At 58.9% G+C, this 25,378-nt stretch carries 25 protein-coding genes; 14 read left to right on the forward strand and 11 right to left on the reverse strand.

Annotated features, from left to right (window positions below):
• Positions 1–8: 8 nt before the first annotated feature.
• Complete coding sequence (locus ACPOL_RS26425) at positions 9–890, reverse strand: c-type heme family protein (RefSeq protein ID WP_236657057.1); 882 nt, start codon at positions 888–890, stop codon at positions 9–11.
• Between the two features lie 177 nt (positions 891–1,067).
• Between ACPOL_RS26425 and ACPOL_RS26430 the strand changes: the two genes are divergently transcribed.
• A complete protein-coding gene (locus ACPOL_RS26430) occupies positions 1,068–1,850 on the forward strand; it encodes a 4'-phosphopantetheinyl transferase family protein (RefSeq protein ID WP_161557578.1) in 783 nt (260 codons plus the stop codon).
• On the opposite strand, the gene ACPOL_RS26435 is transcribed toward ACPOL_RS26430, so the two are convergent.
• A complete protein-coding gene (locus tag ACPOL_RS26435) occupies positions 1,847–2,227 on the reverse strand; it encodes a winged helix-turn-helix transcriptional regulator (RefSeq protein ID WP_114209703.1) in 381 nt (126 codons plus the stop codon). The two genes, ACPOL_RS26430 and ACPOL_RS26435, sit on opposite strands and share 4 nt — an antisense overlap.
• A 207-nt stretch (positions 2,228–2,434) precedes the next feature.
• On the opposite strand from ACPOL_RS26435, the gene ACPOL_RS26440 reads away from it, so the two are divergent.
• Positions 2,435–3,304, forward strand: a complete 870-nt coding sequence (locus tag ACPOL_RS26440) for an SDR family oxidoreductase (RefSeq protein ID WP_161557579.1) — start codon at positions 2,435–2,437, stop codon at positions 3,302–3,304.
• 17 nt (positions 3,305–3,321) lie between these two features.
• Positions 3,322–3,744, forward strand: coding sequence for a nuclear transport factor 2 family protein (locus ACPOL_RS26445; RefSeq protein ID WP_201758970.1), 423 nt, complete (start codon positions 3,322–3,324; stop codon positions 3,742–3,744).
• Positions 3,745–3,881: 137 nt separating this feature from the next.
• Here the strand turns inward: ACPOL_RS26445 and ACPOL_RS26450 are convergent, their stop codons facing one another.
• Positions 3,882–4,403, reverse strand: a complete 522-nt coding sequence (locus ACPOL_RS26450) for a hypothetical protein (protein WP_114209705.1) — start codon at positions 4,401–4,403, stop codon at positions 3,882–3,884.
• A 93-nt stretch (positions 4,404–4,496) separates the two neighbouring features.
• On the opposite strand from ACPOL_RS26450, the gene ACPOL_RS26455 reads away from it, so the two are divergent.
• Entirely contained in the window at positions 4,497–5,096 is a 600-nt protein-coding gene (locus tag ACPOL_RS26455; protein ID WP_150133139.1) for a TetR/AcrR family transcriptional regulator, read from the forward strand.
• 161 nt (positions 5,097–5,257) lie between these two features.
• Here the strand turns inward: ACPOL_RS26455 and ACPOL_RS26460 are convergent, their stop codons facing one another.
• The 5 genes from ACPOL_RS26460 to ACPOL_RS35085 all read right to left on the reverse strand — a co-directional run bounded on the left by ACPOL_RS26460 (position 5,258) and on the right by ACPOL_RS35085 (position 9,784).
• Positions 5,258–7,258, reverse strand: coding sequence for an Ig-like domain repeat protein (locus ACPOL_RS26460; RefSeq protein WP_338026804.1), 2,001 nt, complete (start codon positions 7,256–7,258; stop codon positions 5,258–5,260).
• Positions 7,222–8,436 carry a DUF7948 domain-containing protein gene (locus ACPOL_RS26465; protein ID WP_114209708.1) on the reverse strand — a complete coding sequence of 405 codons (1,215 nt, stop codon included), beginning with the start codon at positions 8,434–8,436 and terminating at the stop codon, positions 7,222–7,224. Before ACPOL_RS26465 ends, ACPOL_RS26460 begins: the two co-directional genes overlap by 37 nt.
• A gap of 292 nt (positions 8,437–8,728) precedes the next feature.
• On the reverse strand, positions 8,729–9,283 hold the full coding sequence (locus tag ACPOL_RS26470; protein WP_114209709.1) for a carbonic anhydrase: 555 nt from the start codon (positions 9,281–9,283) through the stop codon (positions 8,729–8,731).
• Between the two features lie 235 nt (positions 9,284–9,518).
• Complete coding sequence (locus ACPOL_RS36570; protein WP_201758971.1) at positions 9,519–9,650, reverse strand: zinc-binding dehydrogenase; 132 nt, start codon at positions 9,648–9,650, stop codon at positions 9,519–9,521.
• Positions 9,635–9,784 (reverse strand): hypothetical protein, encoded by a 150-nt coding sequence (locus ACPOL_RS35085; protein ID WP_236657058.1) that lies wholly within the window; start codon positions 9,782–9,784, stop codon positions 9,635–9,637. Before ACPOL_RS35085 ends, ACPOL_RS36570 begins: the two co-directional genes overlap by 16 nt.
• 144 nt (positions 9,785–9,928) lie before the next feature.
• Here ACPOL_RS35085 and ACPOL_RS26480 point away from each other — a divergent pair, with 144 nt between their 5' ends.
• From ACPOL_RS26480 to ACPOL_RS26500, 4 genes are all read left to right on the forward strand, one after another.
• Entirely contained in the window at positions 9,929–12,112 is a 2,184-nt protein-coding gene (locus tag ACPOL_RS26480) for a hypothetical protein (RefSeq protein ID WP_236657059.1), read from the forward strand.
• Positions 12,113–12,185: 73 nt separating this feature from the next.
• Positions 12,186–13,442, forward strand: a complete 1,257-nt coding sequence (locus ACPOL_RS26485) for an FtsX-like permease family protein (protein WP_114211085.1) — start codon at positions 12,186–12,188, stop codon at positions 13,440–13,442.
• Between the two features lie 187 nt (positions 13,443–13,629).
• A complete protein-coding gene (locus ACPOL_RS26490) occupies positions 13,630–14,418 on the forward strand; it encodes an ABC transporter ATP-binding protein (protein ID WP_338026718.1) in 789 nt (262 codons plus the stop codon).
• A gap of 265 nt (positions 14,419–14,683) precedes the next feature.
• Entirely contained in the window at positions 14,684–17,143 is a 2,460-nt protein-coding gene (locus ACPOL_RS26500; RefSeq protein ID WP_114209711.1) for an ATP-dependent Clp protease ATP-binding subunit, read from the forward strand.
• Between the two features lie 530 nt (positions 17,144–17,673).
• On the opposite strand, the gene ACPOL_RS26505 is transcribed toward ACPOL_RS26500, so the two are convergent.
• Positions 17,674–18,012, reverse strand: coding sequence for a hypothetical protein (locus tag ACPOL_RS26505; RefSeq protein ID WP_114209712.1), 339 nt, complete (start codon positions 18,010–18,012; stop codon positions 17,674–17,676).
• A gap of 147 nt (positions 18,013–18,159) precedes the next feature.
• Positions 18,160–18,435 (reverse strand): YtxH domain-containing protein, encoded by a 276-nt coding sequence (locus ACPOL_RS26510; protein WP_114209713.1) that lies wholly within the window; start codon positions 18,433–18,435, stop codon positions 18,160–18,162.
• Positions 18,436–18,554: 119 nt separating this feature from the next.
• Between ACPOL_RS26510 and ACPOL_RS26515 the strand changes: the two genes are divergently transcribed.
• Positions 18,555–21,173 carry an AMP-binding protein gene (locus ACPOL_RS26515; protein WP_114209714.1) on the forward strand — a complete coding sequence of 873 codons (2,619 nt, stop codon included), beginning with the start codon at positions 18,555–18,557 and terminating at the stop codon, positions 21,171–21,173.
• Between the two features lie 119 nt (positions 21,174–21,292).
• Here the strand turns inward: ACPOL_RS26515 and atpB are convergent, their stop codons facing one another.
• Positions 21,293–22,009 carry a F0F1 ATP synthase subunit A gene (gene atpB / locus ACPOL_RS26520; protein ID WP_114209715.1) on the reverse strand — a complete coding sequence of 239 codons (717 nt, stop codon included), beginning with the start codon at positions 22,007–22,009 and terminating at the stop codon, positions 21,293–21,295.
• Between the two features lie 321 nt (positions 22,010–22,330).
• Here atpB and ACPOL_RS26525 point away from each other — a divergent pair, with 321 nt between their 5' ends.
• From ACPOL_RS26525 to ACPOL_RS26545, 5 genes are read left to right on the forward strand one after another with little or no spacing between them, the layout of a single operon-like run.
• Positions 22,331–22,738: an NADH-quinone oxidoreductase subunit A gene (locus tag ACPOL_RS26525; protein ID WP_114209716.1), complete on the forward strand. Its 408-nt coding sequence runs from the start codon at positions 22,331–22,333 to the stop codon at positions 22,736–22,738.
• A gap of 3 nt (positions 22,739–22,741) precedes the next feature.
• The gene (locus ACPOL_RS26530; protein WP_114209717.1) at positions 22,742–23,230 is read left to right on the forward strand and encodes an NADH-quinone oxidoreductase subunit C; all 489 of its coding nucleotides are present in this window, start codon (positions 22,742–22,744) and stop codon (positions 23,228–23,230) included.
• Complete coding sequence (gene nuoD, locus ACPOL_RS26535) at positions 23,230–24,453, forward strand: NADH dehydrogenase (quinone) subunit D (protein WP_114209718.1); 1,224 nt, start codon at positions 23,230–23,232, stop codon at positions 24,451–24,453. Before ACPOL_RS26530 ends, nuoD begins: the two co-directional genes overlap by 1 nt.
• Positions 24,450–24,851, forward strand: a complete 402-nt coding sequence (locus tag ACPOL_RS26540; protein ID WP_114209719.1) for a hypothetical protein — start codon at positions 24,450–24,452, stop codon at positions 24,849–24,851. Before nuoD ends, ACPOL_RS26540 begins: the two co-directional genes overlap by 4 nt.
• Entirely contained in the window at positions 24,848–25,378 is a 531-nt protein-coding gene (locus ACPOL_RS26545) for an NADH-quinone oxidoreductase subunit NuoE family protein (protein WP_114209720.1), read from the forward strand. The genes ACPOL_RS26540 and ACPOL_RS26545 overlap by 4 nt, the downstream gene beginning before the upstream one ends.

The raw sequence follows: 25,378 nt of genomic DNA on the forward strand, positions 1-25,378 counted from the left end.
AGCTTGGCTCAGTCTTCGAGCATCTTCATGGCTTTGACCAGGCTCACATACATCCGATTGAAGGAGGCGCCCACTTCGGAAATTTCGTCCTTCCCGCCGTGGACGAATTCCGGCTGGCTGAGGTCGCCTTTGCTGACCAGGTCGGCGGTCACCGCCAGCTTGCGCAGAGGCAGAATGACGATGTAGTAGAGGCCCAGATCGATGACCAGCAGGGTGGCGGCAAATGTACAAGAGAGATACAACAGCAGAGTGCTGAAGGCACGGTGGGCGATGTTCAACGGGACCTCGGTGGGCACCGAGACGATCTGTGCGCCGACGATTTCATTGAGTTTCCAGCCGAAGCCATTGGCACTGCCGTAAGTGCTCAGCTGGGTTTTAGGAGCGGCGGCGGGGACGCTATGACACTCAAGGCAGCCCTCGGCGGCGGCGATCGGCTGGGAGAGATAAATGGAGCTGCCGGTGGCGGTTTGGCGCTCCCCAATCAGCTGAGTTTGGCCGGGATGATTGCGGAAGTAGTTGATGATGTCCGCCTCCCAGTCATCGGCGCGATCGCGGGGGTTGGTCGGGTTCAGCGCCGCCTCTTTGTAGGTGTAGTCGGGATAGTCTTTGCGGAGATGATTGAAGGTGACGGTCGCGGCGTAGAAGGGGATGGTCTGCGGCAGAAAGCGCTCGGCGCTGGCAGGGGTTTTTTCAAGCAGCGGATCGAGCTCTTCTTCGGTGTAATCGCGGGTTGAGCGGGCGCTTGAGATCATGAGTTTGGCCTGCTGGATGGTCTCATCGCGGGCATTGTCCTCGAGAAACCTGCGGGAGAGCTGGGAGACCAGCAACAGGCCGAGGCCGAACAGGATAATAAGCATCAGGTTGAACTTCGCCAACAACTTCAAAGGCATTCCCTCTTTCCATGGACTTGGCTCCAGCAGGAGCACAGTTACTGTAAATGCAAAGGCTCAACCCGGCCGGCCATTTCCTAGTAACTGTACTTCTGGTTGATGGTTAACTCAACGGGACAGAAGCCAGGCAGCGTTCACGATAGTATCAGCGTTCACGGTAGTATCAGGGCTGGACCTATGGCTCCCCGCAACCAGACTCAAGCAGCAGTGTTGTTGTGGCCCGCGCGGCGGCTCCCGTTCGAGATCGGTGCGGGAGAGGTTCATCTGTGGGCGTGGGGATTCGCGGGAAGCTCGACGCTGGCTGGGGAGGACCTTCGCACCGAAGATCTTCGTACCGAGGATCTTCGCATTCTGGACGATCGGGAGCGGGCGCGGACCGCGCGGTTTCACTTTCTGCCGGATCGGATCCGCTATTCGGTTTGCCATGCGAATATGCGGAGGATCCTGGGCAGCTACCTGGATATGCCGCCGGAATCCCTGCTCTTTCGCGAGGGCGCCGGCGGCAAGCCGGAGCTGGACGGTGTGGTGGAGGTCCGCTTCAACCTCAGTCACAGCAAAAGTGTAGCGGTGCTAGGGGTGGCGTTGGGTATGGAGATCGGTGTCGATGTCGAGGACATCCATCCGATCGAGACCGGGGTCGCGGAGAGGTTCTTTTCGGCGGCCGAACTTGCCCGGCTGCGGGGGCTGCGCGGCACGGAGTGGTTGGACGGCTTCTATCGGTGCTGGACGCGCAAGGAGGCAATTCTCAAGGGAGAGGGAGTTGGTCTCCGCATCCCGCTGGATTCCTTTGATGTATCCCTGCTCGCCGATGAACCTACGGCCTTGCTGGCGGCGCGGCCAGAGTCGAAGCTGAGGGTTGGGTGGCGATTGCATGCGCTGGCGGCGGCGGAGGGAACGATGGGTGCGTTAGCCGTGGACCATCCGGATGTTCGCCTGTGTATGAGCTCGTTTTCCGGTTAAGACGCAGCGATAAGGGTTTCAGCATGGTCAACGACGGGCTGTTTTGGACGAGGAAGGCTTGGCAGCATATGGAAATGTTGGCTACCCCAATCACATAGGTTTGCGAGCATTGGAATCAGCCGTTCCCCCTCTGGCTTTAACGAGTAAGTCACGGCGGGCGGCACCGATGGTGTGACATCGCGTTGCACCAGGCCGCCGGCTTCGAGTAATCGAACTTGTTCGGTGAGCACCTTTTCGGTGATCTTTGGCAGCTTCCTTCGGAGTTCGGCAAACCGCAAGGGTTGAAACGAAAGATGCCAAAGGATCTGCACCTTCCATTTGCCTGAAAGCAAGTTGATGGTCGCCTGAACGGGACAGCCGTAGTGTTCTTTCGCCATGGGTGCTCTCCTTTGATCTCTCCTTTTTGATCTCTCCCTTTTGATGTCTTCGCGGAAAATCTCTTTTGCTTTGAATCCCGAGGCACTTACTTCTTTGTGCGTACTTCCGCGCACTGATCCTGGCCTGTACTATACCGCCTTGTGGACCCACCCATGCAGGGTTTCCGGTTGAGAAATCGATCAGACAAGATCACACAAGGAGTAACCATGATTCTCGTCACGGGCGCCTCAGGATCACTGGGGCGGTTTGTACTCGAAGAAGTCCAGAAGAGCGGCGTACCGCATATCGCTCTTTATCGCAGCGAGGAAGATGCCCGCAAAGTTCCTGCCGGGACGAAGGCGGTCTTTGGGGATTTTGCCGACAAAGCCAGCCTTGCCCGGGCCCTCGCTGGGGTCGATTCCCTCTTCCTGGTGTGCTCGCCGATTCCGGCACTGGTGGAACTCGAAAGCAACGTCATCGACGTTGCGAAAGAGAGCGGCGTTCGATTCGTGCTACTCAACTCCGCGCTCGGGGCGGCCGACTATCCCAAGTCGTTCCCGAGCTGGCATCGCGCGGTTGAAGACAAGCTGAAAGGTTCGGGCTTGGAGTACTCCATTCTGCGGCCAAATGCGTTTATGCAGAACATCCTCGCCTATATGGCGCCGAGCATTCGCAAGGAGGGGGCGTTTTATGCGGCGATGGGCGAGGCGAAAACCAGCTTCATCGACGCGCGCGATATTGCTCGAGTGGCAGCGACTATTCTCAATGCCCCTGGCGAACACGCCGGCAAAATCTATGAATTAAATGGGCCGGAAGCGGTCACTAATGGCGAACTTGCAGCCCGCATCAGCCGGGTAGCGAAGCGACCCGTCCAATTTATCGATATACCGGAGTCGGCGCAGCGGGCGAGTATGCTCGGTCTCGGCATGCCCGAATGGCAGGTGGATGCCTTGCTCGACCTGCAGCGCTACTACACTGGCGGCCAGGGCGGTGAAGTCACGGACGTTCTCGAAATGCTGCTGGGAAGAGAACCAACTCGCCTTGATGCGTTCCTGGCCGAGTTTGCAGAGAGCTTTCGCAACGAAGCAGCGAAATAGAGCAGGAGAAGAGCAAAATGAGCGATGTGGCGGAGATAGTAAACCCGAAGACGGGCATGACTCCCAGTGAGATCCGGGAATTTGTTCGGAACCACTTTGAAGAGTTTGTGAACCGGAAAAACCTCGACATCGGCGACATCAATTTTGCGCCTGAATTTGAAGATCACGGCGCGGATGTGCCGCCGGGAATGCCTCCGGGGCCGGCGGGCGCGAAGGCCTATGTGGGCGGAGCCTATAAGAAGTTCCCCGACATCCATGTGGACATTCTCGATTTGATCGCCGACGATGACCGGGTTGTGGTGCGCAACCATTGGACGGGCACCGAAGCGGCAACGGGGACGAAGTATGAATTCTCCGGGATTGTGATCTGGCGAATTGCTCATCGTCAGCTGGTCGAACGCTGGGCGTATCTGACTGCGCCCCAACCGGTCAAGGGATAACCTCCGATTGCGGAACGACAGGGCAAGAACGGTTGGTCCGCTAACCTTGCGAGTTGCAGCGGTTAACGCTGAGACCTTCTCATTGCGTTGACCCTTTCTGTGATCGAAAGTATCGCCAATCAATGTGGCTCGAGAGATCAATAGGTTGGGTTGCCGATGAGGACAGGCGCAGCCTCACGCTGCGGGCGCACCAGCCAGTAGAAAGCGAGCAGATGGGTGATCATCAGCACGGGCACATAGAGAATCGGTATAGCATAGGTGGCGCCCAGCTGCCCAGCCAGCGCAGGAAGACCGAGCTTGACGGCATGATAGTAGTCGAGAAGGATGTCGACCGTTCCCACGAGATTGAACGCGACGACGAGCGACCAAAAAAGCGGACGCACCCTCACGGTGAGAAGGGCCAACATGGCCAGGATCCCCACTGCAAAGTCGCCGTAGGCGGCGAAGGCGGCGAAACCAGCGGGCAGATTAGGGCCGACGACGCCGGGAAGAAGAAAGACGAGCCCGAAGAAGCGGAAGCTGTGCACAGTCGCAATCACCCGTTGCGCATCGAATCGTTCCATTGACTTGAGCCTGGGCAGGAAATACACGCTGAAGCAAAGCAGGCATGCGACATAACCTAGAACCAGCTGCACTTGGAAGAGAGTTTGCGGTGACATTTAGAGCCTCCTGCGCATAGGATTACGTGCATCATCCAATAGATTCAGACTTATTCGAGCAAGCTCACGCGGAGGCGTAGCGACGAGAGATGATTGCCGACATCTTATAATGAAGTCATGCGCTACGGGCCCGAACACAAAGCCGAAATCCACCAGAAGATTGTGAAAGACGCCTCACGGCGGATTCGCGCCGAAGGGATGACGGGTGCCGCGGTTTCCGCCGTCATGCGGGACGCCGGCTTGACCCACGGGGGCTTCTACAAGCATTTCGGAAGCAAGGACGAGCTTCTGATGGAGTCTTTAGGCGAGGCATTTCAGCAAATAGCCGATCGACTTGCTCACGACGCCGAGCAGGCCCACCCCGAGATGGCGTGGAAGGCGATTGTGAAGACCTACCTGAGCCTGGAATATTGCGAACATGTCGAGTCCGGATGCCCCTTGACGGCGCTCGCACCCGAGCTGGCAAGGGCCGATCCAGCGATGAAGCCGTGGATCTTTGAGGAGCTGAAGCAATACAGGAGTCGAATGCTTCCGTTCATGCCAGGACAGCGAACTGCCGACAAAGAGCGCGCTTTTTTTTCCATCTTCTCAACGATGGTTGGGGCGGTTGAGATGGCACGAATGCTGCCCGAGCCGGCGATGCGAGAGAGAGTGCTGGCGAGCGCAAGGGATCTTCTCTTGCGCAGCTTCTAATCTTTAGCGTCGAATGGTTAACCGGATTGGGCTCTTGGCGCCATGCTGCGCGTACCGGAGGAGCATGGAGGAGACAGAGACTTGTTGTAACTGACAGAAGGCCTCCATGCCGAGGCCTTTGCTGTCGAACACAGGATTTCGATTTCCAGTCGAAGGCTTGATTAGGGAGTGACCTCCTGGGTAAGCACGGGAGAGGACGTTTCGGTGTGTGTCGCGTTGCCCGTATAGACCACAGTGATGGAATGACCGAGCGGGGTGAGCGCTGAAGTGGTGAATGCGGCAGTAGAGTAGCTTCCGTGGCTGACCAGCGGCGCAGACCCGAGCGTGCCGGTTCCATGGAGGAAGACCACCGAACCCGTCGGTGCTGGACCGGAGGCCGCAGTTACGGTGGCAGTAAAGGTCACCGGCTGTCCAAAGGCGCTTGGATTGGCCGAAGAGACGAGCGTAATAAATTGGTCCACGATCGCTGCAGTATCGATGTCATAAGCCGCTACGGTGACCGTGCTGGGAGTGCCGCCGCTGGGCACGGCAATTGCTTTGATCGTCTCGCTCGAGGAGACGGTAATCGGTCCGGCATATTTCGTGGACGACTGGGTCGGCGGCGCTCCATTGGTGGTGTAGTAGATGGCCGCGCCGACACTGGGACTGGTTAAGTTCACCTGCTGACTTTTCCGGTAAGTGCCTGGCAGCGGCAGGGCGACGGGTGCTGAGGCGGTGCTGGAGACGGTTTCCTTGAGTGTTGCGCTCGTCGAAGGCGAGTAGATCGTGCTCCCTCGATACTTCGCGATGATGTTGTGGCTTCCGGGAGCGAGGTTGACGTAGGCGACGGCGACGCCAGTAAGCCCAATAAGGCTGGTGCTATCCACCTGAGTGCCATCCACGCTGAAAGTCACTCCTCCACTTAAGAACCCGAAACCATCGTCGGCCGACACATTCGCGAGAAGCGTTATGGCAGTGTTTGCCTTCTGAGGGTTCGGATCTGCAGACAGGGTGGTCGTAGTGGCCAGCGGGCTTGACGGCTGCTCAGCAAATTTCGTTACGAAGGCGTTATCGGTGAACCCGCCGCTCGAAACCAGGTCGAGAGCCTTGTTTTGCTTCTGAAATGCCTTTGCGGTCACCGGAAAATCGGCGGCGTAAGTGGCCCCGGCGACGACTTCCTCGCCAGCCGCTCCTATTGCCAAACCATATGCACCTGCGCTGGGGACCCCCGGATCTGGCGAAGGATGACCACCCAAGTACGTGGAGTAGATCAAGGACGAGGCGTCGGATTTCAATTCGGTGAAGAAGGCATTTGTCGTACCGGGCCTACACGGGCCAGGCGGATCCAATGAACAGTTGTTGGTCCGCTGGAATGCACCGGGGGTGACCGGGAAGTCGAGTGACGAGGTGAAGCCGGCGACGAACACGTGGAGCCCTGCGTCGATGCCAATCGAGGTGACTTCCTCGAAATTCGAGCCTCCGAGGTAAGTGGAAAAAACCAGGGCCGATCCCGCCGGATTCAGCTTGGAAACAAAGCCGGTGAACTCTGAATTTAAATCTCTCGCCTGGACGGCTCCGTCAGTGACAGGAAAATCGCTCGATCCTGCTACTCCGGCAACGTAGGCATTTTCCGCGCTATCTACTGCGATGGCATTGATGCAGTCGGCTTTGGAGCCGGAGGTGGCGCTGGCCGTTCCTCCGAGATACGTTGAGTAATCAAGTCCGCTGCCATCCTCATTGAGTTTCGAGACGAACGCGTTGTTACCAGTCGATGCTTTGTTGACGGTCTGCAGTGCTCCTGGCGTCGTGGGGAAATGCGTCTGCCGCGTGCAACCTGCCACATAGGCATGGCCTGCGCCATCGACTGCAGTTGCGGATCCTTGATCGTCGGGCGAGTCGCCTGCGGAAGATCCCCCTAGATAGGTGGAGTACACCAGAGCGCTTCCAGCCGGGTTGAACTTCATAGCGAAAGCGGAGGAAGTTGAGTTAGGAAGTGTTTTCAGGAAGGCATTCCCAGTTACAGGAAGGCCACCAGAGGTTGCACCGGTGATGTAAGCGTCTCCAGAACTATCCACCGCAATAGCCGAGCTATTGATGTTTTGAGCTCCGATCAGGGTCGAATACTCTAGTGAGGATCCTCCAGGACTTACTTTGGTGATGTAGCCAGTGGGGGTGTCACCAATAGACGTGTCGTAGGCACCGGAGGTTGTCGGAAATTGTCGCCCGAAAAACCGGTCAGGTAAACGGCGCCGCTGCTATCTACGGCGAGTCCATAGACGCGTGTTTCAAATCCTCCGAAATAGGTGGAATAAATCAAGGTCGACAGAGTTGGGTCTAACTCGGTCAGAAAAGCGCCCGGTGTGGCGCCGCCAGTTGGCTCAAGTGCTCCAGCCGTAACCGGAAAGTCGACCGAGAAGGTTTGACCCCCGACATAGATATTGCCGCTAGCATCCACCGCGACGCTCTGGGCGTAGTCTCCAAAGTTTCCCGAGTTTCCGCTTCCGCCAAGATAGGTCGAATACGCCAACACAGGATCGATCACTAACTGCTGGTTATGGTCGTAGGCGCCTAGCTGGAAGGCGACAGTATTCTTCGCCGATACAACGAAGCTGCTGGCAACCGTCTGGCGCTGGCCATCTTTCATCTGATAGGCGATCGGCTTATGGAAGGCTATCTCTCCGCCTTCGGAGAGGATCTGCAGATCCCCATTCCTGGCCAGCTTTAATTGCTGAGCTCCGGTAAAATGCAGCTTTACGGCATGAGTATCGGCATTCCGGGTAATGACAAAGTCATATTCAAGTTGTCGCTGGTTGCCGTAGTACACCAGATCGATACCGGGGTAGACGCTGGAGTACTTCACCCGGGCATAAGTCGGAATGCTGCTGTGCCACTTCGAAGGATCGCTGCCGGTGAAGTAGTTCACCTTACCGGGCAAGGGATCGGTCCCGCTTACCTGTAATCCCCCGGAAGCACCGACCAGTTCCATGCGAACGACCTCGGTCTCGAACTTCTGATCTTTTGCAATGGCGGATGGCAGTGGCCGATCGGAAGAGGCTTTTCCTGGCTGTGGTGTCCTTTTGCTCAGCGCCAGCACCGCTGCATGGCCGGTCAGAAAGAGGGAGTATCCCGGGCCGCGAGAGAGAAAGCGCACCTGCGGGTCAGTCTGACCCTGGTTCGCTTCGAAGCTCAACGGTAGTTGGCTGCGGGTGGCCGATACTGCCGGCGGCGCTGACTGGATGGAGGTCGCTGGCACCGACCGAGATGCGAGCTTACTCGGCAAGTCAGCGGCGACGGTCTGTGAATGCGCGGTGAGGAAAGTCGTCGATAGCAGGCAAGTTGTCAGGAGGAGAGGAACTTTCATGGGGAGTGGCTCCAGGCGGTCAGCCAGCAGAGATCCTGCTTAGAATGCCAACCGCTGTTTAAGATCAGGATTGATAGTCTGGATACATTCACGTGCATCGCAGACAAGCCTTTTCTTTTGCCACAAGAGCCTGGACCAGATTATCGCCGTTGTCAATTCGGAAGATCCCAAGTTGTCCGTACTTTTGGAATCAGTCCCCTGCTCATCCCACTTGCTTTATCGCCTTGCTTTACCTGCATAGTTTCACTCCGCAACACTGCATCTTTCTCCGCGACACTGAAGCACCTGGCTACTAGGCACGGATGGGCTCTGCGGGGATGACGATCTCAGCAAGCCCGGTCGCCACATCATAGACAATGCCGGAAAGGAGCCACTCGCCGGGCAAGGCGGGGATCGCTTTGAGGATTGCCACGTCGACGGCCACCGCTTCGCGAGGATTCATAACTGCCTTCGACGGAAGGTCTTCCTCGGATACCTGAAAATAGTGTGCCAGCATGGCAGGATCGCCACCGAGGCGGGTGATGCCGCAGTCGGTGTGGTGAAGAACGACGAGATGGAATTCGCCACCGCCTCCGGGTATTTTGCCGGCCACCTGGCCGATCCGCCCCAGTAGGCCAATCTGCTCCAGCAGACCCGGCGTGATGCGACCACCGATGTTGCGTATGACAACGGCCTCACCGGGCTGCAATCCGAGGACGAAGGCTGGATCCACGCGCATGTCCGCGCAGCCGATGACAACGGCCTTTACCTTGGGAAGGGAATCCGGCAAAGACAACAGAGTTTTCGCAGCAGACTGCTCCGCTGCGAACTTCTTGTTCCGATCCAAGAACTGATCTAACTGGCTCATCTGATTCCCCTGTCATTGCAGATTTGTAGTCATTGGACGGATTCCGGGAAAGCCGGCCAGGGTTGCTTTACATTCATCATCAAGTCCCCTGGGGGTATGCCACAACCATGCTTCCAACAAATGCGGGTTAATCTTCCATTCGTCCATAGCGGTTCTGCTGTGCTAACTCCGATCTATGGGAACACCCGCGTCAGCAGCCGAACGAGAGTCGAGCGCAGAGTTTCAGGAGGAAGTTTCAGGGAAGAAGGACAACCTTACCTTGCACCGTGCGCGACTCGGCCAACGTCATCGCTGCACTCGCCTCGGCGAGTGGGAATCGCGCCGCGATCGGCGGATTGATGGCCCCCTTGGCTAGAAGGTCACACAACGCGGAGAGGTCTTCGCGCAGCCGGTTGTGGAATGCTTTGGCGCAATGCGGCTGCCGGTCCAGACGTTATAGAAGGTAGCGTAGTGCAAGTTTGGCAGCGCGTTCCATAGAGCGATCTGAGACAGGAACTTCACGAAAACTTTGAACGGAGACTCTCTGCGGTGTTGAGAGCTCGTTGGTTTGCGAACGGCGCTTCGGCGGCGCTTTCACCGCGTGTCTGCAGCGCTCCGCGCCGTTTGAAGCTGGAAGGGAAAGGCTCTAGTAGACTGAACTTCAGCATGTCTCGACCCAGGTTCAGCCTTCAACTTCTTCTTTTTGTTGCATTCGCCCCACTTGCGCAAGGGCAAGGAACGCATCTTTGGACCCAGTCCCGATATGAGGAATTTGAGCGGGGACATCCGCATGGAGCGGCCATCCGGAGCGATGGTTCGATCATTCCAGGGCCCAAGCTTAGCCTGGTCTCGAGTACGCCCTCGACTTATATCTGGGCTTTGGCTGCGGATGGTTCCGGGAATGCGTTTGTCGGGACCGGCTCGCCGGCGACGGTTTTGAAGGTCTCCGCGGATGGCAAATCGACGAAGCTGTTTGAGACCAAGGACCTTTCGGTGCAGGCGGTGCGCGTCGGCGGGGATGGTTCGGTGTACGCCGCGACCCTGCCGAGCGGCAAGGTGTACCGGCTGAAAGCCGATGGGCCGGCGGTCGATGATACCTCGGCGACGGTGGTCTTCGACCCGGCCAAGACGGACGAGAAACCGAAGTACATCTGGGATCTGGCGTTCGACGCCTCAGGGCGGCTCTATGTAGCGACTGGCGGTCCAGCGGCGGTGTACCGGATCGACCTTAAACAGCAGGGCGCGAAGCCGGAGTTGTTCTTCAAGAGCGACGAGCAACATATTCGCTGCCTGGCCTTTGACCATAGCGGCAACCTGCTCGCCGGCTCCGACGGTACCGGGCTGATCTACAGAATTGACAAGAGCGGCAAGGGCTTCATTGTTTACGATGCGCCGAAGCGGGAGATTACTGCGATCACGACTGGCAACGACAGCGGGGGCAAAGAGGTGATCTGGGCAAGCGCGGTTGGGGAACGAAACCGGAGTACCCTGCCCTTGCTGCCGGTGCAAGGCATCGCCGCAGCGACGGCGACGATTACGATCGTCGCGCCGGGATCGGTGCAGGCGTCCAGTTCCAACTCGGTGGTGAGCGACGGCTCCGATATCTACGAGCTTGCCGCAAGCGGCGCGCCTCGCAAGCTCTGGTCCGACAAGGAGACGGTCGTCTACGCGCTGCATTCGACCGACAAGGGATTGCTCGCAGCGACCGGAAATCGCGGCCGCATTTATCGCATTCACCAGAATGGAGAGTTTGAAGACCTGGCCCATCTGGAAGCCTCGCAGGCGGTCGGTTTTGCGGAGACCAAGGAAGGATATTTGATAGGGACCGCCAATAGCGGCAAGCTGTATATGCTCACCCATGCCGCCGATCCAGAGGCGAGTTACGAGAGCGACGTCTTCGATGCGGGCGTCTTCTCGAAGTGGGGGCGGGTGGAGGCGCATTCCACCTCCCATGACTTCGATCTCTATGGACGAGCGGGGAATGTAGAAAACCCGGATCGGGACTGGGGCCCATGGGTGAAGGTGACTCCCAATGCCGGCGACCTCGGCGTAGGCTCGGCCCGATTCGTCCAATGGAAGGCGGCATTGCGGAACAATGCCTCGATTGCTTCGATCGGACTGAACTATTTGCCGGTGAATGTGGCGCCATCGGTCGACGAGATCGTGGTGCAGCCGGGAGCGCGGGTAAATTTTTCGGGACAGGCGCAGCAATCCCAGCAGACGATCAATATATCCTTTCCATCGACGCAGGGCAGCTCGATCAATTACTCGGAAGGCACGAACACGCCGCTTTCAGCGATCCGCGACAAGACGGCGGTGACGGCGCGGTGGGCGGCCCACGATGACAATGGCGATGAGCTTACCTACTCGGTGTATTTTCGCGGCGATGGCGACAGCGACTGGCGGCTGCTCAAAGATGGCGTGACGGAGAAGTATTACTCCTTCGACGCGGCGCTGCTGCCGGATGGCGGCTACCGGATCAGAGTCGTGGCGAGCGACGCGCCCTCGCACAACCCGGGGGATGCGCTGACGTCGGACCGGACGAGCGACCGGTTCTCAATCGATACGGCGCCTCCAGTGATCACCGCTCTCGCTGCCCATCTCGAGGCGGAGAAGGTACACGTTACCGCAACTGCGAGCGACGCGGCGACGCCGATTGGCCATGCCGAGTATTCGGTGGATGCCGGACCGTGGCAATATATCGAGCCGATTGGCCAGCTTTCTGATTCGCTTGAGGAGCATTACGACTTCTCGGCTCCGTTGAAGGCTTCAAGCGGTGAACACCTGGTGACGCTGCGGGTGTATGACCGGTATGAAAACGTGACCGCGGCGAAGACGGTGGTTCGGTAACGGGAATGTCTGGGTGGTCTGGTTCTGTAGCCGGGTCTGGCCCCGAGACGCCGTGCCGGAAAGCAAGTTCACGATGCGTTTTGAATTCTTCATAGCCGCGCGTTACCTGCGGGCGAAACGACGGCAGGCGGTGGTTGGGGTGATCACCGCCATCTCTGTTGCGGGCGTCGCGGTAGGCGTGGCTTCGCTGATTATTGCGCTGGCCATCACCAATGGCATGCGGCGCGATTTGCAGGATCGTCTGCTGAGTTCGACCGCGCATGTGGAGCTGATGCGAGTGCAGGACGACGGCATCCGCGACTGGCGGGCGCTACTGGCCAGGCTGATGCGGCTGCCGCATGTGACGGCGGCCGCCCCGGGGCTGTATGAGCCGGTGCTGATCTCGCGGGGCGCCCGTTCGGGTGGAGCGCTGATCAAGGGCATTCTTCCGGCGCAGGAGAAGACGGTCAGCGACTTGATCCAGCCGACGATCGGCAGCGTGGCTCCGTTGAATCCGGACCCGGGCGACGATGGGCAGACGACACCGTCGGCAAACTCAGCGATCCCTCCGATCCTGATCGGCTATGACCTGGCGGAGACGCTTGATGCCAAGGTAGGTTCGGCGGTGATGGTCATCAGCCCGCAGGGCGAACTGACCCCTTATGGGTTGGAGCCGAAGTATCAGCGTTTCCAGGTGGTTGGAATCTTCCACTCCGGCTTCTACCAATATGACCATGAGATGGCCTTTATCCGGCTGGCTGACGCACAGCGGCTCTTCGGCGAACCGGACATTATCTCGGTGGTTTCTTTTAAGGTCGACGACCTCTATCGCGCCGGGAAGGTCGGCCATGAGATCGAGCAGGCAGCAGGACCGGGATTCTTGACCACGAATTGGATGGAGTCGAACCGGGAGATCTTTCGCGCCCTGGCCCTGGAGCAGATCGTGACCTTCATCGTGATCGGCTTGATCGTCTGCGTGGCGGCGCTTAACATCCTGATTGCCTTGACCATGATGGTGATGGAGAAGACCCGGGACATCGCGGTGCTGATGTCATTCGGAGTGCGGCCGGAACAGATCCGGCGGATCTTCCTGTTCCAGGGCTTGCTGATCAGCGTGGTGGGGACGATTCTGGGTTTGATTCTCGGATACGGAGCGTCCTGGGCGGGCCATCACTACCGGTTTCAGCTGGATCCCCAGGTTTATTCGCTGGATTACCTGCCATTCGCCCCGCGAGCGATGGATGGCGTGATTGTTGCCCTGGTTTCGCTGAGTGTATCGCTGCTGGCGACACTGTACCCTTCTTCGTCGGCGGCGCGGGTCTTGCCGGCGGAGGCGCTCCGGTATGAATGAGGGGCCTGGCCGGCAGCCGTTCCCTTTTCCAGATGCCCGCACCTGCCTGCAAGACCGCTTTCGGTTGGCCAGACTCTCTCAGAAATTGCTCTTTCCTGAAGTGGACTTCTTTACTATCGGGTAACAATCGTGTGACAAGGCGTAACAACTCCCTTCCCTTTCGGGTTTTAGAATGGTAGAGGTAGGTATGGGAATGGACGAGGTCGACGCGGCCGGCGCAAGTCTGGCTCCCTCGGGAGCGATGCTGGCTGACGTGTACGCCCGGTTCCCGGAAGATTCTTCGGAAGTGCTTCGAGTGGAGCGTCTGCGTAAGGAGTACTTGACTGGCCGCGGGCGGTTGGTGCTCTTCGAGGAGATCTCGTTTTCGGTCGCACGGGGCGACCTGCTGGCGATTGTGGGGGAGTCGGGAGCGGGAAAGAGCACGCTTTTGCACATTCTCGGTGCTCTTGATACAGCGACTTCCGGTGACGTATACTTCGCGTCAACGCTATTGAATTTTTCCTCACCCAGGCAGTCCGCGGACTTTCGCAATCGCGAAGTGGGCTATGTCTGGCAGTTTCACTACCTTCTCCCCGAGTTTACCGCCCAGGAAAACGTGGCGATGCCGCTGCTGGCGAGGGGGGAGCCGCGCAAATCCGCTCTGGAAAAAGCGAAACACTGGCTGCATGAGGTTGAGCTCGGGGATCGAGCGGAGCATCGTTCGGGCGAGCTCTCGGGTGGAGAGCAGCAGCGCATCTCGCTGGCAAGGGCGCTGATCACTCAACCGAAAATCCTGTTAGCCGATGAACCGACCGGGGACCTGGATGGGCGGACGGCGGATGTCGTCTTTTCGCTGGTGGAACGCCTGCACCGGAGCCATGGGCTGACATCCTTAATCGTGACTCATAATACCGCGCTGGCGCAGCGATGTAGCCGGGTGCTTCGGTTAGAAAAGGGCCGAATTTACGAGGAATTGCCGGCGGTTGGACGGGCGTAGGAATGAGTTGGAAGCTTTGGTGCGAAGTTGCCTAATCGGGGGGACGGAATCGTTGTGGTCTGAGCGCAGTCTAATCGGTAAGCAGAATTTGGCTGCGGTATGTAGGTCCAAAGCCCAGGACATCGGGTTGGACTGGGGAAAGTCGCCTCACTTTTTGACCGGGATTCGGTCTGAGGAGACGGACAGTATTGAGAGGCCACCGCTGGCCGGTTGAGGGCTGCTTGGGCCCGAGACAATGGCGGCGCAGGCTTCGTTAAGGGGGAACATGTTCGAGCGTTATACAGAGAAGGCACGGCGCGTGATCTTTTTCGCGCGATATGAAGCCAGCCAGTTTGGCTCCCCGTACATTGAAACCGAACACCTGCTCCTCGGCCTGCTGCGCGAAGATAAAGCGTTGACTAATCGCTTTCTGCGCTCGCATGCGTCGGTTGAATCCATCCGGAAACAGATAGAAGGTCATACCACGATTCGAGAGAAGGTTTCGACTTCGGTCGACCTGCCCTTATCGAACGAATGCAAGCGGGTCCTGGCATATGCGGCAGAAGAGGCGGAGCGGCTTTCGCACAAGCACATTGGCACGGAGCATCTGCTGCTGGGCCTGCTTCGCGAGGAGAAGTGCTTTGCGGCGGAGATCCTGCACGAGCGGGGATTGAAGCTGGTGGCGATCCGCGAGGAGCTGGCGCGGGCGACGCAAGAGAAGGCTCCGGCGTCGCAGCAGCGGAGCCGCGAGTCGAGCCTGCTGGCCGAGTTCTCTCGCGACCTCACGCAGGCGGCGATGGATACGCAGCTTGATCCGCTGGTTGGCAGGGACACGGAGCTGGAGCGCGTGATCCAGATCCTTTGCCGCCGGACGAAGAACAATCCGGTCTTGATCGGCGAGCCGGGTGTCGGCAAGACGGCGATCGTCGAAGGCCTGGCGCAGCGCATTTCAGACGGCGAAGTGCCGAGCTTTCTGGCCGACAAGCGGGTGCTGGCGCTCGATCTGTCGCTGATTGTTGCTGGCACGAAATACCGCGGGCAGTTTGAAGAGCGGTTAAAGACGATCATGAAGGAGCTGATGGAAAATCAAAACTCCATCATCTTCATCGATGAGCTGCACACCCTGGTTGGGGCGGGTTCGGCGGAAGGTTCGCTCGATGCCGCGAATATCCTGAAGCCGGCTTTGTCTCGCGGCGAGATCCAGTGCATCGGCGCGACGACCCCGGCGGAGTATCGCAAATCGATCGAGAAGGACCGGTCGCTCGAACGGCGTTTTCAAGCGGTCAAAGTGCCGCCACCGAACGAAGAAGACGCGATCAAGATCATTATGGGAATCAAGGACCGTTATGAGAAATTCCACGCCGTCAGCTACACCGACGACTCGATTTTCTTTGCCGTCTCCCATTCCAACCGGTACATTCCGGACAGGTTCCTTCCCGATAAGGCGATCGATCTGATCGACGAGGCTGGCGCCCGGGTCAAGCTACGCCAGACTTCCCTTCCCGAGGAGATTACCGAGGTCCAGAAGCGGATAAAGTTCATCGTCCACCGGATGGAAAACGCGATTGCGAACCATGAGTTCGAGAAGGCGCGGTTTTATTCGGACGAGGAACGCAAAGAGCGCGAAAACCTGCGTGCTCTGCGGGACAAGTACCATCTTGACGATTCGACCGCCGGCATAGTCACCCGGGAAGACATCGAGGACGTGGTCAGCCGCTGGACGGGCGTACCGATTTTCTCGATCAAGGAAGAAGAGACCCAGAAGCTGCTGCGGGTCGAGGAGGAGCTGCACAAGCGGGTCATCTCGCAAGAGAAGGCGATCTCGGCGCTGGCGAGAGCCATCCGGCGTTCACGCGCCGGCTTGAAATCTCCGCATCGGCCGATTGGGTCGTTCCTCTTCCTGGGACCGACCGGCGTTGGCAAGACGGAAATGGCGCGAACCCTCGCCAACTTCCTCTTTGGCAGCGAGAAGTCGCTGATCCGCTTCGATATGTCGGAGTTCATGGAGAAGCATTCGGTGTCGAAGCTGATTGGTTCGCCTCCGGGATACGTCGGGTACGAGGAAGGTGGCCAGCTGACCGAACGGGTCAAGCGCTCGCCCTACTCGGTGGTGCTGCTCGATGAGATCGAGAAGGCGCACCCGGATGTCTTCAACATTTTGTTGCAGGTCTTTGAAGACGGACAGTTGACCGATGGACTGGGCAATACGGTCGACTTCAAGAACACGATCCTGATCATGACTTCGAACATTGGCGCGCGGCACTTGCAGAGAAAGCAGGGTTTGGGCTTCCAATCGGATCGTGAAGACCATGTGATGGAGAAGATCGAAGAGCTGGTCAAAAATGAGGTGAAGCGAACTTTCAACCCAGAGTTCCTGAACCGTCTTGACGAGGTCATCATCTTCCTGTCGCTCTCGGATGCCGACCTGATCCAGATCCTCGAACTGCTGGTCCAGCAGCTCAACGCGAATCTGGCGCAGAAGGCGATCACCATTTCGGTGACCGAAGAGGCGAAGAAGTGGATTATCGAGAAGACGCTGATCGACCGGACCTACGGGGCGCGTCCTCTACGGAGGGCCTTGCAGCGGTACGTCGAAGATCCGCTGTCGGAGGCGCTGATCGCCGGCGGCATTACCGAACGGCCAGCGTTCCTGGAGGTCTATTTGGAGAACAACCAGCTCTACTATCGTCCGGTAAGTCAGGTGGGCGAGGAGAAGAGCGACGGGGTTCTGCTGTTCAGCGCCTAGCTTTCCGACCCTAGCTTTGGTTGCGTAATCGAGAGAAGTCCTGCCCTCTGGCGGGACTTCTTTTTTGCCCAATCGCTTCACGAACCGCCTGGAGGCTGAACCGATGTCCCCGGACCTTGGCGTTTATCATCGATTCGAACGGTGCCGGATTCTGACATTTAGAGAGATGCCACATGGCGGACGAGGTGATTTTCAGCCTTCTTTTTCATGCGAAACCTGAACGTGCCGAAGAGCTTGGCGATTGACTGAATACGATCGCCAGACTGGCTAAAGAGGAACCCGGCTGCCTTCATTCACGGTCCATTATGTAAAGCGGGATAGGGCGCAATGGCTGGTGTATGAGGTGTGGGGCTCAGAGCATGACTTTCTTACCCGTCGGGAGACGCCAGCCTCGAAGACGCTGAGTGGCGATCTCAGTAGCTTCCTGAGCGGGCCGTCGACCGTCCTGCGGCTGGTCGCTACTTCAAATGCAGAGTGACCCAGACTGGTTCTGGCAGGCGTCGGGATCCCTGGTCGCTGCTGCGTTCGATTTAGTGTCCGCGGCTAGCGGTGTAAGTTGCGAAGATCCAGGCGACGGGGACGATCATCAGGCCTATCGTCGATAATTGACCGACTGAACTGCGAAGCGAGCTAAAGGTTCCTGATAATGCTTCGCTGGTTGTGAGTCTGTCCAGTTTGCGGATCAGCTGATCGGATCCCACATAGAAGGCGGCGACGAGAAGGACCATTACAGCGCAGTCCAGGCGAGTGTGAATATCTCTCCAAGCATGCCTCGTGGTCGCCAGCGGCAGCAGCGCCGCGAAAATACCAAAGACCGGCCGAAGAATTCTATCGACAGCGTCTTGTACATTGTCCAGGTCGCGCCTCATGATTCTCCTCGCCGTGAGTGTCGAACATAGGGAAACATCGTCCGGGTAAAGCGGCGATCTGACTGAAGTGGCTCGAGGATGGTCCCGGCCGAGAAGACACAGCGCCGAGACCATCCCGTTGCGATCCATTCCAAAGATGGAGATTGACTAGATCAGATCAGATACGGTTTTGACGCCGCGGCTGGCTGCTTTGCTGGCGGAGTCGGCGACGTCTTCCCAGACATCCCGACCGCGCTTGGCAGCCTTATCGGCGTAGTCGCCGATGTTTTCGGTAGCGTCTTTGAGGTAGTCGGTGGCGTCTTCGAGCTTGCGCTTGAGCTGCTTGCGGGTCTTGGCTCCGGACTGCGGAGCGTAGATAAGTGCCACGGCCGCGCCGGCAGCCACTCCGATCGAAAAGACCGCCCAAAACTTCAATGCGTCCATATGATCTCTCCTTAGCAAAAGTAACGAATGGAAAAGTAACGAACTTCGATTTTAGAGCATTTTTGCCTCTGACCCCATTGGCTGCATGAAGCAAAGACTCACCCTCTAGACTAGAGACAATGCGGGCAAACCTGGCTACTCTCGTCGAGGATTTCCGCCGCCACGGGGCGCAGACAGCGGTGGTGGTGTATCGCGGCAATCGACGCTATGCGACTTCTTACCGTGAACTGGCGTTGCTAGCGGGCCGCTTCTCAGCCGAGCTCGCCAGGCGCGGAATCGGCCCGGGCGAGCGGGTGGTGCTTTGGGGGGAGAACTCAGCGGAATGGATTGCCGCCTTCTTCGGCTGCCTGTTGCGCGGAGTGATTGCGGTGCCGCTCGACGCGGCCGGTTCGGGCGACTTTGGGGCACGGGTGATTGCGGACGTTGCGCCGCGGCTGATTGCTGGTGACCGCTCGCTGCTGGCCAGAGCAGAGTTGCCGGGTTCCTCGAAGCCGCCCCAACTCTCTTTTCTCGACTTTGCGGATTCCCTCCCTGCGGAGCCTCTGTTCACCGTCGATCCCAGCGTCTCCGACGTGACGCCGCTGCAAATTGTCTTCACGTCGGGCACCACTTCGGAGCCGAAGGGGGTCGTCCATACGCACCGGAACGTGCTGGCGAGCCTGGGGCCGATCGAGCGGGAGATTGGCAAGTACCTCAAGTACGAACGAATCTTTCACCCGCTGCGTTTTCTGCATAGCCTCCCGCTGAGCCATGTTTTTGGGCAGTTCATGGGGCTGTGGGTGCCTCCGCTGCTGGCGGCCGAGGTCCACTTCGAATCGCAGCTGGAGCCATCCCGGCTGATTGCGACGATTCGCAGAGAGCGCATCTCGGTGCTAGCCGCGGTGCCGCGCGTTCTCGAGCCGCTGCGTACGCATCTTCTGGCGTCCGATCCGCGGCTCGCAGAGGAGATGGCGGCTGGGCGCGGGGAGCGGGTGTGGAAGCACTGGTGGAGGTTCCGCGGCATTCATCGGGCGTTTGGCTTCAAGTTCTGGGCGATCGTTTGCGGAGGCGCCTCGTTGCCTCAGGAGCTGGAAGAGTTCTGGAACACTTTGGGTTTTGCGCTGATTCAAGGCTATGGACTCACCGAAACAGCGGCGCTGGTGACGTTGAATCATCCGTTCAAGATCGGTCGCGGGACTATTGGGAAACCATTGCCGGGCCGCGAAGTTCGCCTGGGGGAAAACGGCGAAATCCTGGTGCGGGGCGACATGCTGTCGACCTCAAGCTGGCAAGGCGGCCGTTTGCAGCCGAGGCAGGACGAGTGGCTCGCGACCGGCGACTTGGCGGCGCGGGACGCGTCTGGCGAGCTGCGCTTCGTCGGGCGGCAGAGCGACGTTATCGTCAGCGCTTCGGGCATGAACATTCATGCCGCCGACCTCGAAGCCGCTCTGTGCAAACAGCCGGGGGTGCGGAGCTGCGTGGTGGTCGGCTGCCCGGCTTTGGGCGGCACCGAGCCGTTGGCGGTGGTGATCGATTCAGGGGTAAGCCAAAGTCCGGCGGCAAACGGTATCTCGGCGGCGGACGGGGCCCTGGCGGAGGCGGTGCGCGGCGCCAACCGGGAGCTCGCTGAATTTCAGCAGATACGCCGCTGGGTGCGCTGGCCGGAGATGGAGTTTCCCTATACTCCCACCGGCAAACTGCTGCGCCGGCGGGTCGCCGACTGGGCATGCGCAGCGTTGGCGCGTCCGGATGAGGCTGGCCGGGAAGCCGGCGATGGGGACTGGCTTCTCCGTTTGATTGCCTCGGTGAGCGGGGCGAAGGTGACCGAGGCGAGCGATGCTTCCCTGCTCTCCGAGGACCTCCAGCTCGACAGCCTGGGACGGGTACAGCTGCAATCGGCGCTCGAACAGCAGTTGGGCGTGGAGCTGCCGGATGACGCGATGGAGGGCGTCCGGACGCTGGGCGAGCTGCGTGCGCTGGTGAGCTTGCCCGGCCGCAGGAACGTTGAAGAGCGGGTCGAGCGTAGAGTTCCGGCGCCAGAAACGCCGTCCGACCGGGCAACGAAGCCGGATGATCATCGCTATCCGTTCTGGCCATGGACGACTCCGGTTCGCTGGCTGCGGGTGCTCTTCCTTGAGACGGTCATGCGGCCGCTGGTCTGGCTGCTGGCTGCGCCGCAGGTGATCCGCGACAGCAGCGGCCTTCCCGACGGGCCGCTGCTGATCATTGCCAACCACGTGAGCAGTTATGACGCCGCTCTGGTGCTCTATGCGCTACCGCCGAAGCTGCGGCATCGCGTGGCGGTGGCGATGTCGGGCGAGATGCTGCGCGACTTCCGCGAGGGTCGCAGACAGAGTGAATTCCGGTTTAGCGACTTCGGACCGGTTGCTTATTTCTTGATCACGGCGCTGTTCAATGTCTTTCCGCTGCCGCGATCGATGGGCTTTCGGCGGAGCTTTGCCCATGCTGGTCAGGCGATGGATCGGGGCTATTCGGTGCTGATTTTCCCGGAGGGCCACCGTTCGGAGGATGGGCGGCTGCATCCTTTTCGCAGCGGAATCGGCATTTTGGCGGCGGAGTCCAGAGTGCCCATTTTGCCAGTCGCCCTGAGGGGGGTTGGAGAGATAAAGCAAGCCAAGTCAAAATGGTTCCGTTCCGGGAAGTTGATGATCCATGTTGGGAGGATTCAGTCGATCGACGAAGCAGTCGGACCGGCGGTCTTGACTCAATCGCTCGAAGAGGTGATTCGCGGCATGTGAAGACCTGGGGATGGCTCGAGGCTGCCGGATGGTCGTTATTCCCGGCTTGTAGCAATGACGGGCCGGCTTGTTTGTGGCCGCTCAATAACATTCAGCGAACAGGGGTTCAGTGCGCAGGTTCAATGGCCGGCATTGGCTTCAGCGAGATAGATCAAGGCAAGCAGCATAAAAACGTAGCATTGAATGAGCGCTACTCCGAAATGTAGACCCAGGAAGACGACCGGCAGCCCGATGGGAACGAGCGAAAAGAAGACCAGGGTGAGCAGGTCGCTGGCGTACATATTCGCATAGACACGCACGGTGAGTGAAACATTGCGGTTCAGGTGGGAGATGATTTCGACGGGAAGAATGAGCGGAACCGTCCACCAGATGGGGCCTCCCAGACTCTTCAAGTATCCCAGGACGCCTTGCACGCGAACTGCATGGAATTCGCTGTACAGAAACGTCAGCAAGGCCACGGCGAGCGGCACAGAGGGGGTTGCGGTCGGGGTATGGATTCCCGGCAGAAGGCCAGCCAGATTGCAGCATCCGATGAAAAGCAGAATGGTGGTGACAAAAGGAAGATGAGGTTCGAAGCCGCGGCCCATTATGGCTCCTGCCTGGTTCGTCACGAATTCATGCAGCATCTCGGCAAGGTGCTGAGCAGCGGGCGGCCTCTCGATATCGAGCGTCACTCGTACCGCGATGAAGGACAGAAGGAGGAAGGCTGTCACCAGCAACTCGATGGTCAAGGTGGAGCTGATGAGATGGGCGCGGCTCCCGGTGTGGATGCGCAGGGCTGGAGCAGCGCGAGGATAACTCCACCGAAGATCCGATTCAGCAAGTGGCTTAGCCATACAATCAACGCGCCCATCGAAAGACTCTCCTCTGGAGGCTCCTTTGAGTGAACCGTAGAACTCCGCTCCGTTTGTCCGGAATTGTGGCAGGTCGCTTTGTGGAGCGTCAAGGCCAGCGGTCGTGCCCGCGCAGCCGCGAGGGAGCCAAACTTTATGGCCTTAAAGCAGAGCCGCAATGGGCCGCTGGAAGAACCAATTCGCTTTTACTCCACCATTTCAATGGACCCGTCGTCAACGGCTGTTAGGCTTGACTCTGGAGTGCCTTAAACTTAGAGTCGGAGTAGGGTTACTCCAACGCTTTTCTCACCGTCAGGGGCCTTGATGCACTCGCAAAATTATTTCTGGAACTACCTGCCACTGCTGATTCAAGTAATTGTCGTCGTCGGCATGGGGGTGGGCATGGTGACCGGGTCCTGGTTTATCGGGCGGCACCGGAATACGAAGGCCAAACTGGAAGCCTATGAGTGCGGCATCCCCGTGTTAGGCGATGCGCGGGGCCGCTTCTCAGTGCGCTTCTACATGGTCGCGATGCTGTTCATCCTGTTCGATGTGGAAGCGGTTTTCATGCTGCCGTGGGCGGTGATCTACCGCAAGCTGCCTTCGCTCGGCGTCGGCCGGTTCTTCGGCTTCTGGGAGATGATCGTGTATCTCGGCTTCGTCGCGGTTGGCCTGTTTTACATCTGGCACAAGGGCATTCTGGATTGGTCTTCCGACAAGGCGGACCTCTAACTTATGCCGACCTCGACCAAAGACGCTGTGCTCTCCGAACATGCTGCGAATCCGGGAATCTCCGCCTTGCTGGGGTGGAAGCCGGCGGCCATTGTCGACGCGTTGTGGGACCGCAGTGAGTTGACGTTGACGGTGGCCGTCGATGACATTCGCGAAGCAGCGAAGGTGGTGCGGGACGCCGGATTCAACTTCCTTGAAGACGTGACGGCGGTTGACTGGTATCCGACCGAGCCGCGGTTTCAGGTGAGCTACCACATTCTTTCGCATGGCTTGAAGCAGCGGATCCGGTTGCGGGCTTTCGTGTCGAGCGACGATCCGGTGATCGACAGCATCACTCCGATCTGGCCGTCGGCGAACTTCTATGAGCGCGAGGTCTTCGACCTCTTCGGGATACGCTTCGCGGGGCACCCGAACCTGCGCCGCATCATGATGCCGGACGAATGGGAAGGCCATCCCTTACGCAAGGACTATCCGGTGGAGGGTTACCGCTGATGACAGAATTTGTTGCTACCGGCTCGCTGCTCGAACCGCATGTCGTCGAAGGCTCGGGCGACACGACGATGGTCCTCAACATGGGACCGCAGCACCCCTCGACCCACGGCGTCTTGCGGCTGGTGATTGAGATTGACGGCGAGACCGTGCTCAAGGTCGTCCCCGACATCGGCTATCTGCACACTGGCATTGAAAAGACCTGCGAGGCGAAGTTTTACCAGCAGGTCGTGCCGATGACCGACCGCATCGACTATCTCAGCCCGATGTCGAACAATCTCTGCTACTGCCTGGCGGTCGAGAAGCTGCTGGAGATGGAGATTCCGGAGAAGGCGCAGTGGATGCGCGTTCTACTCAATGAGCTAACCCGGTTGAATTCGCACCTGGTTTGGCTGGGCACGCACGCGATGGACATTGGCGCGCTGACCGTCTTCCTCTATACCTTCCGCGAGCGGGAAGAGATTTTGAGGATCTTCGAGCACGTCTCTGGCCAGCGGATGATGACTTCGTATTTCCGGATCGGCGGTTTGGCGCTCGAGCCTCCGTTCGACTTCTTCGACCGCGTCCAGGCGCTGATCAAGATCCTGCCCGAGAAGATTGATGAGTATCAGAACCTGCTCACGGGCAACCCGATCTGGGTGAGCCGGTTGAAGGGTGTCGGACACTTGAGCGCAGCGGATGGCATTGCGCTGGGAGTGACCGGGCCGCCCTTGCGGGCCAGCGGCGTCGATTTCGACTTGCGGCGGGACATGCCGTATTCGAGCTATGAGAAGTTCCAGTTCAAGGTGCCGGTCTCGAACGATTGCGATGTCTGGGCCCGGTATGTGATTCGCCTCGAAGAGATGCGCGAGTCGGTCAAGATCTGTCAGCAGGCGCTCGATGGGATGCCGGAGGGTCCGATCAAGGCGGATTCGCCGAAGGTGGTTCTGCCCGACCGGGAAAAAATGAAGACCCAGATGGAGTCGCTCATCTACCACTTCAAGATCGTGACCGAGGGCTTCCCGGTCCCGGCAGGCGAGGTCTATCAGGCGATCGAATCGCCGCGCGGCGAGATGGGGTATTACGTGGTTTCGGACGGCACCGCGAAGCCGTACCGGGTGCATATGCGGAATCCGTCGTTCGCGACGTTACAGGCCCTGCAGGTGATGTGCGAAGGCCGGCTGCTGGCAGATGTAGTGGCGGTGATCGGCTCGATCGACATCGTGCTCGGGGAGATCGACCGGTGAGCGCCCCGGTTCCATTCCGATTGACAGCTTTGCGCTCCGACGTTCGCACCGAGTTGTGGCGCTCGTTTGCCTCTTTGCTAAGGTCGTATGCCGCTGCAGCCAGCCTCAATGGGGTGGAGCATGGGGTGCTTGACCTGACACCCGGCTCGCTTGAAATCGTCGTGAAGGGCAGCACATTGAGGGTCGAGTACTATCCGACGCTGGGGCGCGGTGTCTGGTCGCTGACGACCAAGGACAAACAGGAACGAGACAAGCAGGAACGCGGCACCTTCGAATTGAATGCCGACGGCACCGTCGCTCTGGATCGGTCCGAGTTCGACATGGACCACGCGGCGATCCATCTGGTTGGATTGCTGACTACGGCGGCCACTCTCGACAGGATTGAGGTACCGGCATGAGTACGACGATAACGATTTTTTCTCCTGAACTCGCGGCCCGCTTCGACAAGCTGGTGACTGCCTATCCGGTGCGGCGTTCGGCGCTGGTGCCGATGCTGCTCTATGCGCAGGACGAGGTCGGATGCCTCTCGGATGCGGTGATCGAAGAGATTGCAGAACGAGTGCAGTTGAGCCCGCTCGAAGTTCGCAACGTGATCAGCTACTATTCGCTGCTTCACCTGAAGCCGCATGGTAAATTCCACGTCCAGGTGTGCACCAACATCAGCTGCATGCTGCGCGGCGGGAATGAATTGCTCGCCCATTGCAGCCAACGGCTAGGCATCGGCCATAAGGAAACCACCCCGGATGGCGTCTTTTCTTTGGAAGAGGTCGAGTGCATCGGGGCCTGCTGCTGGGCGCCAGCGGTGCAGGTGAACTACGACTTCCATGACAACCTGACGCCCGAGGCGATGGACAAGATACTCGACGAGTACCGGGCCAAAGCGCAATCCGCCCCTAAGGCAGACAGCAACGGAAAGGGAGTTTGA

The organism is Acidisarcina polymorpha (genome assembly GCF_003330725.1).
Taxonomy (GTDB): domain Bacteria; phylum Acidobacteriota; class Terriglobia; order Terriglobales; family Acidobacteriaceae; genus Acidisarcina; species Acidisarcina polymorpha.